The following is a 7,853-nucleotide window of genomic DNA, read 5'->3' as shown; positions in this document are numbered from 1 at the left end:
GATTGGCGACGTAGCGAGCGTAGCCTGCGGGATCAATGAATGGATTATCTCCGCCTGCCACAAGGAAGCGCGCGTGCTTCGTGGTCATGTCGTAGTAGCCGCCATGAGCACCGAGGAAGAGATCCACTGGAATCGCCTTCAGCACGCGGAAGGTCTTCTCGTAGTCGGAGGCGATCGTGGGGTAGTCCTTGTTGTCCACAAGGATGTAGCCGGGGTTCACATTCGGACTGCCGATGATGACGGCGTTGAGACCATCCACTTTCATGGTCCATGTGGTGCAGCCGGGCGTGTGACCGGGCGTCAAATGCGCGACGACGGTGGAACCGCCGAGCGTGACCTCTTCACCATCCTTGAGGCGGCGATCCACCTTCGCGGGCGGGAACTTCAGGTAGCTGGCCTTGAGGCGTGATTTGACTGCGCCACCGCTTTCCACAGCATCCGCATCCTCGGCCATGACGAAATGCTGCGCCTTGGTTTGCTTGATGATCTCGGCGCTGCCCGCGCAGTGGTCCGAGTGCGCGTGACTGATCAGCAGGATCTTCACATCGGAGAATTTGAACCCGAGTTTCTCAATGCTGGCACGAATCAGTGGCACTGATTCCTCGAGACTGCTGTTGATCAGGATGTGGCCCTCAGGCGTGGCGATGAGATACGAGGCGAGATCTTTGGAGCCGACATAGTAGAGATTTCCAGCGATCTTGTGCGGCGCAAAGGGCTCCAGCCAATCCGATGGCTGCTGAGCCTGGGTGACATGGATGAAGTTCCAAAGGAAGAGGCAGATGAGGAGGCGTGATTTCATGAGCAGGTCAGTACGTCTTCCCCTCAGGTATGGCAGGTGTCGAAGCGGTGTCACTCAAGATCGAATCAAAGTCGGCGGCACAGGTAGTGAAATGGGAGTGAACGGCTCCAAACTCGCTGCCGTGCACGACAAACTGCGCGCCGAGATCGATGATCGTTTTAGCATCGTCAGCGGAACCGACGGGGCGACCCCAGGCTTTGCCGTGTTTGCGACACGCGGCGGCGATTTGCTTCTGCACATCGAGCATCCCGGGATCGCTGACGCCCGGCGTGCAGCCGAGCCGCAGTGACATGTCGCCCGGACCGATAAACAGAACATCCACGCCCGGAACGGCGGCGATGGCCTCGGCGTTGGCAAGCGCGGCAGGCGTTTCGATTTGCACCACGAGGCAGCTCTCGCGGTTGGCGGCATCAGTGTAATCGGCGGGTTTTCCAATCCAGTAATCTGCATCACGACCACCACCGCAAAAGCCGCGGTCGCCAAGCGGCGGAAATTTGATCGCGTTGACGAGCGCACGCGCTTCCTTGGCGGTTCCGACATGGGGAATCATGAGGCCGGCGGCGCCGTCTTCGAGCAAGCGGTAGAGCCCATTTTTCTCCTTTGTCGGTGGTCGCCAGATGCAGTCGATGTCAGCGGCATGATGTCGCCCGAGCATCGTCTCTGACTCGCGTGGATCCCAGACGCGATGCTCGGCATCAAGCCAGATGCCGTCGTATTTGAAATGGGCGGCGATGGCCGGAAAAAAGGCGATGGGTGACCCGCAGCAGCAGATGCGGGCAACCTGACCAGAGCGGAGTTTGGCGAGGACTTTGGAACGTCTCATAACGATGAAGAAGGGCCTACGGAATACACGGAACAAACGGAAGGAATCATTTCTCGCGGAGCCAGTCGAGTCTGATGCGGCGGATGCGCAGGCGGTTGAGAGCGCCGACTTTACTGTCACCGGCGCAGTAGCCGATGAGCATGGCATCGCCGACAAAGTGGATGGCGGTGTAGTGGTAAAGGCCGTCGGGATCGCTCTCAATGAGCTTGCGTTGCGGAAAGGTCTTGCCTCCGTCGGTGGAGATGGCGGCAACGAAGGGGTTGCGCTTCTTCGGCGGGAACGGAAACATCCCGGAATGGTCGTTGTAGATCGCCAGCAGGTCGCTGCTGCCGGGGAGTCGCTTGATGCTCGCTGGGCCGTTGGGGGATTTCATTTCCGTCGGTTCGGGTGCCGAGAAGGTTTTGGCCGCGTCGGTCGAGCGGAAACCGTATTGCGCGCCTTGATCGGTGCGACACCAAGAGAAGATCGATCCGTCCGCGAGTTCGACGACGCCGGGTTCCTGCAGGCCACTGCCACTGCGCACTGGAATGGCCCACCAGCTTGAGGATTCGGCCCACGTAGCACCTTCGTCGTCGGAATAGAGCCACATGGCAATGGCGCGCGCGTCAAACGACCTGCTGGAGTGTGGATCGGTGCCGCGCGAGCGATGAAAGGCCAGCGGAACAATCAGCCGACCTTTGCTCGTCTGGATGACACGATCGTTGTTCAACACGAAATAGCCTGGGGCTTGTTGGATCAGCTTGGCATCGCTCCAAGTTTCACCTTCGTCGGTGGAAAGGCGCATGTGCGGACGGCAGTCGAGCCAGCTGTTCTTGAGACAGTAGAACATTGCCAGTTTGCCGCTGGCGAGACGCAGCAGCGAGACGCTCATGACGTTGTTGCCGCCGGTGTTTTCCACGACAGTGACTGGCGTGCTCCAGGTGCGGCCTTCATCGTCGGAATGGATCTTCACGATGCGTGCCGGGCTCTCATCTGCCGCGCCGCCGTAGAACTGCGAGTAGCAGAAGATGATGCGGCCTGATTTGAGCGTCGCGAACGAACCCTCGGAGTTGCGAGGATGCTCCTTGGTGGGCTCGACGTTGAGCGTGATGGTGCTTTCGGCGTGAATCGCGCATGCGAGTAGCAGGTAAAGTGCGATGAACTTCATAGGATGGATTGGCTTACCACTCACCTTCGCGGCTGAACTTGGATTTCACGTTGGCACTGAATTGCGTGATGGACGCTTCGAGATTGGCGAGCAGTTCGTCCGTGCCGAGACCGGCACTGTCGCGGGAGGCTGCGATAACGGTGGAACACTCGTTCGAGTCCATGAAACGAGCGGCATCAAGCAGTCCCGGGTGGTCTTCGGGCGGAATGACGAGAAAGCCGTGCTTGTCGGCGTGAATGAGATCGCCAGGGCAGACTCTGCGGCCAAAGACCTCGACTTCGCAATTCCAGCGCACCGGATGCACGTGCGCATGTCCGACGCAGAGGCGACGTGCGAGCGCCTTGAAGCCAGCGTTGGTCATTTCGTCGAGGTCACGAATTGCCCCATCCGTGATGGTGCCGACACAACCGAGGGCACGAAACATGTTTGCGCTCACCTCGCCCCAGGCGGAGCCGAGCACTCGCGGTTTGTCGAGGTCCTGCACGACGATGATCTTCGAGCCGGGCACGCTGGCGATGTAGCGACGGTATTCTTCCCCGGCAGCGGGGTTCACTTTTCGATGCGAAGCGTTGGAAGGTTCGATGACCAAGGTCACTGCGTAACCGACCATCGGCCCCATCTGCGGCATGAAGTCGCGGGTTTCCTCGATGTTGAACGCATCCTCGCCGGGATTGTGCTTCGTGATCTGCTCCCAGCCGTTGTAGATCGTCGGCGTGTTCCAGCGCTTGAGTTGAAGAAGATCGCTGTGTGACAGAACGCGTGGGGATTCAGGCATGGTGAAAAAACTAGGCTTTTGAAACGAGCAGCAACAAGCCTATGCTTCTGGTCTGTTGCCCAAACCAGATGTCCTCCCCTTCCCCCACCGGCCCCAAACCACCGCAGCGCACTTCACTTGTCAGCCTGACCGCCCAGAGTCTGCGTGACTCGATGGAAAGCGGTCACTGGCAGGGACACCTGCCCGGCGAGCGGGAGCTCTGCGCCCGACTCCAGGTCAGCCGGCACACGCTGCGGGCCGCATTGAACGAATTGCAACGGGATGGCTGGCTCGAAGTCGCCGAACGGCAGCGCAGACGAATCAAAACCACAGGAACTTCCCAAAGGACGGCGCATTCGCGCGTGATTGCCCTCCTCTCCTCGCGTCCTCTGCTCGCCATGTCGCCTTCCTCCGTGGTGATGGTCGATGAACTGCGTGACCAGCTTTCGCGGGCGGGTTTCAGCCTGGAGATTCACGTTAGCACCGCCTGCTATTCCACGAAGCCTGCGAAGGCGCTCGATCTGCTCGTGGCACGCTCCCCGGCGGCGGTGTGGCTCCTGTTTGGTTCGCTGGAACCCATGCAAAACTGGTTTAGTCAGCGCCAACTCCCCTGTCTGGTGGTGGGATCCTGTGCTTCCGGCATCACGCTGCCTTCGTTCGATGCAGACTACCGCGCCGGCTGCCGGCACGCGGGAGCCATGATGCGCCGGAAAGGACATCGCCACATTGCCTTCATTCGACCCGAGAGCAATTTCGGCGGAGACGTCGAGAGCGAGCGCGGACTCGTTGAAGGATTGCAGGGCGAGGGCGCACCGCCACTGCAAGTGCTGCTGCACAACGGCACACCGGAACATCTCTGCACCCTGCTCGACAAGGCGCTGCGTTCCTCGCGACCTCCCACCGCCTGCATCGTTGCACGCGCGGTGCATGTGCTCACCGTGATGATGTTTCTCATGCAACGCGGCAAACGCATTCCTCAGGACATCGCGATCATCTCCCGTGACGACGAAGCCTTTTTGCAGCACACCATTCCTCCCGTGACACGCTATGCGGCCAACCCAACGCAGTTCGCCCGCAGCGTGTCCAAAGCCGCCCGCAAACTGGCCGAGACCGGCACACTTCCGCCGAAGGCGATCCGCCTGATGCCACAACTCGTGCGCGGCGAAACGCTCTGATGACTCACCACGCCGTCCATCCGCCGTCCACGGCGAGATTCTGACCGGTGACAAAGGTGGACGCATCAGCGAGCAAAAAGCCCACCGCCCCTGCAATCTCCGGCGCCTGACCAACCCGGCCCAACGGCACTTTTTGAGCGAGACGTCCCATGAACTCGGGATTGTCCTTCTGGAGCGTGGGATTCGGAAAAGGACCAGGCGAGATCGAATTCACGCGGACGCTTTTCGGGCCGTAATGCACGGCCAGATAGCGTGCCATCTGCTGGATGCCCGCCTTCCCGACACCGTACTCCACGGGATTCGGATTCATCGGTGCCACATAGACCTGCGGATCCGGCGAGACGCTGCCATACATGCTCGAGAAGAGCACGATGCTGCCCCTGCCCTGCTCCGCCATCGCATTGCCGACTGCACGAGATAGCGCGAACGTCGCTGTGAGATTGCCGTGATTCGCACGGTCGAAGTCGTCGGCGCTCAAGTCATCGAACCGCTTTGCCGTTGAAGCGTAAGTCATGACCACCAGCCCGAGCGGCACACCGCGTGCGGCGACTTGATCCTTCACGAAAGTGTCCACGGCAGTCGTGTTTGCTGCATCAAGCGAGGCGGCAGTGACTTGTTCCTGCGATCCGTTTTCGCCGACCATCTCAGCCGCACGACCTTCAAGATCCACACAGAGCACGCGAGCCTGCATGGCGACCAATTGCGCCACGACGGACCGGCCGAGATAGCCCGCGCCGCCGAAGACCCAGATGTCACGCTGACCAAGATCAAACAATGAGGAATGCATGCGGCAACAAACGCCGCATGCATTCTCCAACGAGCAAGAATCTGCACAGCTTTACAAAGTCAGGCAGTCACCGACTCCCATCCGCCACCGGGAAGGTGGCGGAGGATGGTCTGGCCCTCATCTTCGATGGCGAACAGGTGGACCCAGCCGTTGTCCACGAGTTGGCGGACGCTTTCGTGTTTGGCGATCACCGCGTCGATGTCGGCGTGATTCGCCTCGATGAAGACGCTGAGCCGAACCGGCTCATGCATCCACTTCTCGCCGTCATGAACGCTTTGCAGCGGGAGTCCGGCCTGGAGGTCGCCGCCGTTGCCCTGCTGGATGCCGAAGGTGCCGACGACGTTGTGCGTGACCTTGTTCCCGCTGCCCCAGAGGCGGTTGTTCACCGTGCTGGCGTAGTATTGCATGTTGATCCAGTTCGCCACGACCATGGGGGCAGTCATGATGAGCTCGAGGGTGCTCTTCGTTGTGTCGGCATCGTGGTTGTAGTTATGCAGGAAGACGCGACCACCGAGGTTGAGGCCCTTTGTCCTATCCCGTGGTGCGGCGATGAAGGCGGCATTTCCGGCGAGGCCCCATTCGGGCCGCACTTCGGACCAGTCGGCGCTCTTTTGCTGGATACCTGCCCCGAGTTGTGCCCCCGTGAGATGTCCAAGCCCGAGCGTTGGTGCCCGATGAGACCTCGCAATCAAGGTTGCCTCGGCTATCCACTGCCGCACTTGTTTGAAGTCGCGTTTATGGGATGTCGGAACGTAACGAGTGTCGAACAGTGTGATCTCGTCCGTCGTAGTGTCGTGCAGAGCGGCGATGAAGTGTGTGTCGTCCGGGATGTGGATGCCGTGCTCGACGAGTCCAGCTCTGACAGCAGGCTGGTTGAGAATCGCGGCAGCGACCCGTGCGTTCGAATCACCGGCGTGTCCGCCGCAGGCACCGCAGTCGAGACCCGCAGCATACGGGTTGTTCGTGGTGTTGCTGCCATGGCCGCAGATCATCACCAGAGGCGCAAAGCGCGAGGTCAGCCCCATGTTTTTGAGCGCCCCGAGCGCGAGCTGCACCTGGTCCTCCGGCGGGATGCCAGACTCGGGATGCGTGTCGTCGATTATGTCGTGCGAATGCTTTTTGTGATGATGAAGGTTCGGCTCGGCACAGGAAGAGCATGAGTGCGCCTCTCCTTGGGTTCCGATTTGAAAACCATCCTTCACAAGTTTCCACGCGAATCCGGGTCCCGCGGCTTCGACGAAGCTGAAACAGCTGACTGCGGATGTTTTGAAGGCATTCCACGAATGATTGAGCCTTCTGCCGAGCTGCATCGTCCGAAGCTTGCTCTTCTCCTGCGAAGGCGTCGCATCCGGAAGGTGCTCGCGCACCCGATATTTCGGCGTGAAGAGCACCGGCACCTGCGACACCCCTTTTCTTTGACCAAAGGGCACATGCTCGATGGGCATGCCGAAGAAACCGGCGAAGCCGAGTGTTTCGACCTCGGAAGTGACAGACTCCAGCGACCTCCGCATGACCTCGGACCGCACGTCGATGCAAAACACCGCCTGAAGGAGAGGCCGCGAATTTTTCGATGTCTGTGAACTCGTTGCATTGGCGATCAGCTTGCCGCAAAGCTCGCGCTGAAATCCGATCTCGAGTGCGGAGTGCCAGAGCAGCAGGTTCCGCGTGGATTCCGATGGCGCCACCGGATCGGCGCACTGATTGCCCGACCAGAACTCCCGCAGGGACCGGCTATCGTGGATTTTGAGCAGCGCCGATTCGAAGACCAGCCGCACGGCCAGCAGGTCCAGCAGCGACTCGTCATGCGTGCCGTGCATGGATTTGTCCCTCACCCGATACTGCACGTAGCTGCTCCAACCGGGCAATGTCATGAGCAGGCGGTGCATATAATCTTCGGCGGCATTCTCGGTGATTTGGAGCGACTCCAGCAGCACGGGGATGACTTCGGCAGCGGCGTCAGGCAAACTGGCGACAAGCGACCTAAACCCGGGGAGCCCAGTCAATTCCGGAGCGAGGTCGATCGACGCAGCCTGCTTCCAGGCAGCGAAGAGCGGCAGCTTTTTCCATGGCATCCGCCAGGCAGACTGTGCCTCGTCGAAGTAGGCGGCGCACCATTTTGAAATCTGTTCGGCGATGACCCGATTCCATGGACCGTGTTCGCCCGCCTCGACGATATCGGCGAGGCAGAAGACGAACTCCGATTCGGGAAGTTGAGGGTTGTTCAACCAGGAAACCAGCTGCGCAGGACTCGTGTTTGCCTTGGCCTGAGCGATGGCTTCGGAGAGGTCCGCTGACGTGATTCTGCCACAGGCGTGCTGCTGCTCGAAGTAATCGCAGGACATGAGCATGCTCTCGTGACTGACGCGTT

7 protein-coding genes are annotated in these 7,853 nt (G+C 60.2%); 1 reads left to right on the top strand and 6 read right to left on the bottom strand.

Features of this window, described 5'->3' with window-relative positions; translation table 11 throughout:
• The 4 genes from bla to KDL09_RS10580 form a co-directional block, all read right to left on the bottom strand.
• Positions 1–799, bottom strand: a 799-nt coding sequence (bla, locus tag KDL09_RS10595; protein ID WP_294384602.1) for a subclass B3 metallo-beta-lactamase, incomplete at its 3' end; no start/stop codon positions are given.
• A gap of 7 nt (positions 800–806) precedes the next feature.
• Positions 807–1,622 (bottom strand): aldolase/citrate lyase family protein, encoded by an 816-nt coding sequence (locus KDL09_RS10590; RefSeq protein ID WP_294384600.1) that lies wholly within the window; start codon positions 1,620–1,622, stop codon positions 807–809.
• A 46-nt stretch (positions 1,623–1,668) separates the two neighbouring features.
• Positions 1,669–2,769: a sialidase family protein gene (locus KDL09_RS10585; RefSeq protein WP_294384598.1), complete on the bottom strand. Its 1,101-nt coding sequence runs from the start codon at positions 2,767–2,769 to the stop codon at positions 1,669–1,671.
• A 13-nt stretch (positions 2,770–2,782) separates the two neighbouring features.
• Complete coding sequence (locus tag KDL09_RS10580) at positions 2,783–3,544, bottom strand: RraA family protein (RefSeq protein WP_294384596.1); 762 nt, start codon at positions 3,542–3,544, stop codon at positions 2,783–2,785.
• A gap of 68 nt (positions 3,545–3,612) precedes the next feature.
• On the opposite strand from KDL09_RS10580, the gene KDL09_RS10575 reads away from it, so the two are divergent.
• The gene (locus tag KDL09_RS10575; protein ID WP_294384593.1) at positions 3,613–4,698 is read left to right on the top strand and encodes a GntR family transcriptional regulator; all 1,086 of its coding nucleotides are present in this window, start codon (positions 3,613–3,615) and stop codon (positions 4,696–4,698) included.
• A 4-nt stretch (positions 4,699–4,702) separates the two neighbouring features.
• Here the strand turns inward: KDL09_RS10575 and KDL09_RS10570 are convergent, their stop codons facing one another.
• Entirely contained in the window at positions 4,703–5,485 is a 783-nt protein-coding gene (locus tag KDL09_RS10570; protein ID WP_294384591.1) for an SDR family oxidoreductase, read from the bottom strand.
• 59 nt (positions 5,486–5,544) lie between these two features.
• Positions 5,545–7,853, bottom strand: a 2,309-nt coding sequence (locus KDL09_RS10565; RefSeq protein ID WP_294384588.1) for a DUF2309 domain-containing protein, incomplete at its 5' end; no start/stop codon positions are given.

The organism is Prosthecobacter sp. (genome assembly GCF_020439865.1).
In the GTDB taxonomy this organism is placed as follows: domain Bacteria; phylum Verrucomicrobiota; class Verrucomicrobiia; order Verrucomicrobiales; family Verrucomicrobiaceae; genus Prosthecobacter.
This window is presented reverse-complemented; position numbering and strand designations above follow the sequence as displayed.

Bases quoted from the DNA above. Each gene is read 5' to 3' on its own strand.
- KDL09_RS10590 (WP_294384600.1), bottom strand. From the start codon at position 1,622: ATGAGACGTTCCAAAGTCCTCGCCAAACTCCGCTCTGGTCAGGTTGCC.
- KDL09_RS10585 (WP_294384598.1), bottom strand. From the start codon at position 2,769: ATGAAGTTCATCGCACTTTACCTGCTACTCGCATGCGCGATTCACGCC.
- KDL09_RS10580 (WP_294384596.1), bottom strand. From the start codon at position 3,544: ATGCCTGAATCCCCACGCGTTCTGTCACACAGCGATCTTCTTCAACTC.
- KDL09_RS10575 (WP_294384593.1), top strand. From the start codon at position 3,613: ATGTCCTCCCCTTCCCCCACCGGCCCCAAACCACCGCAGCGCACTTCA.
- KDL09_RS10570 (WP_294384591.1), bottom strand. From the start codon at position 5,485: ATGCATTCCTCATTGTTTGATCTTGGTCAGCGTGACATCTGGGTCTTC.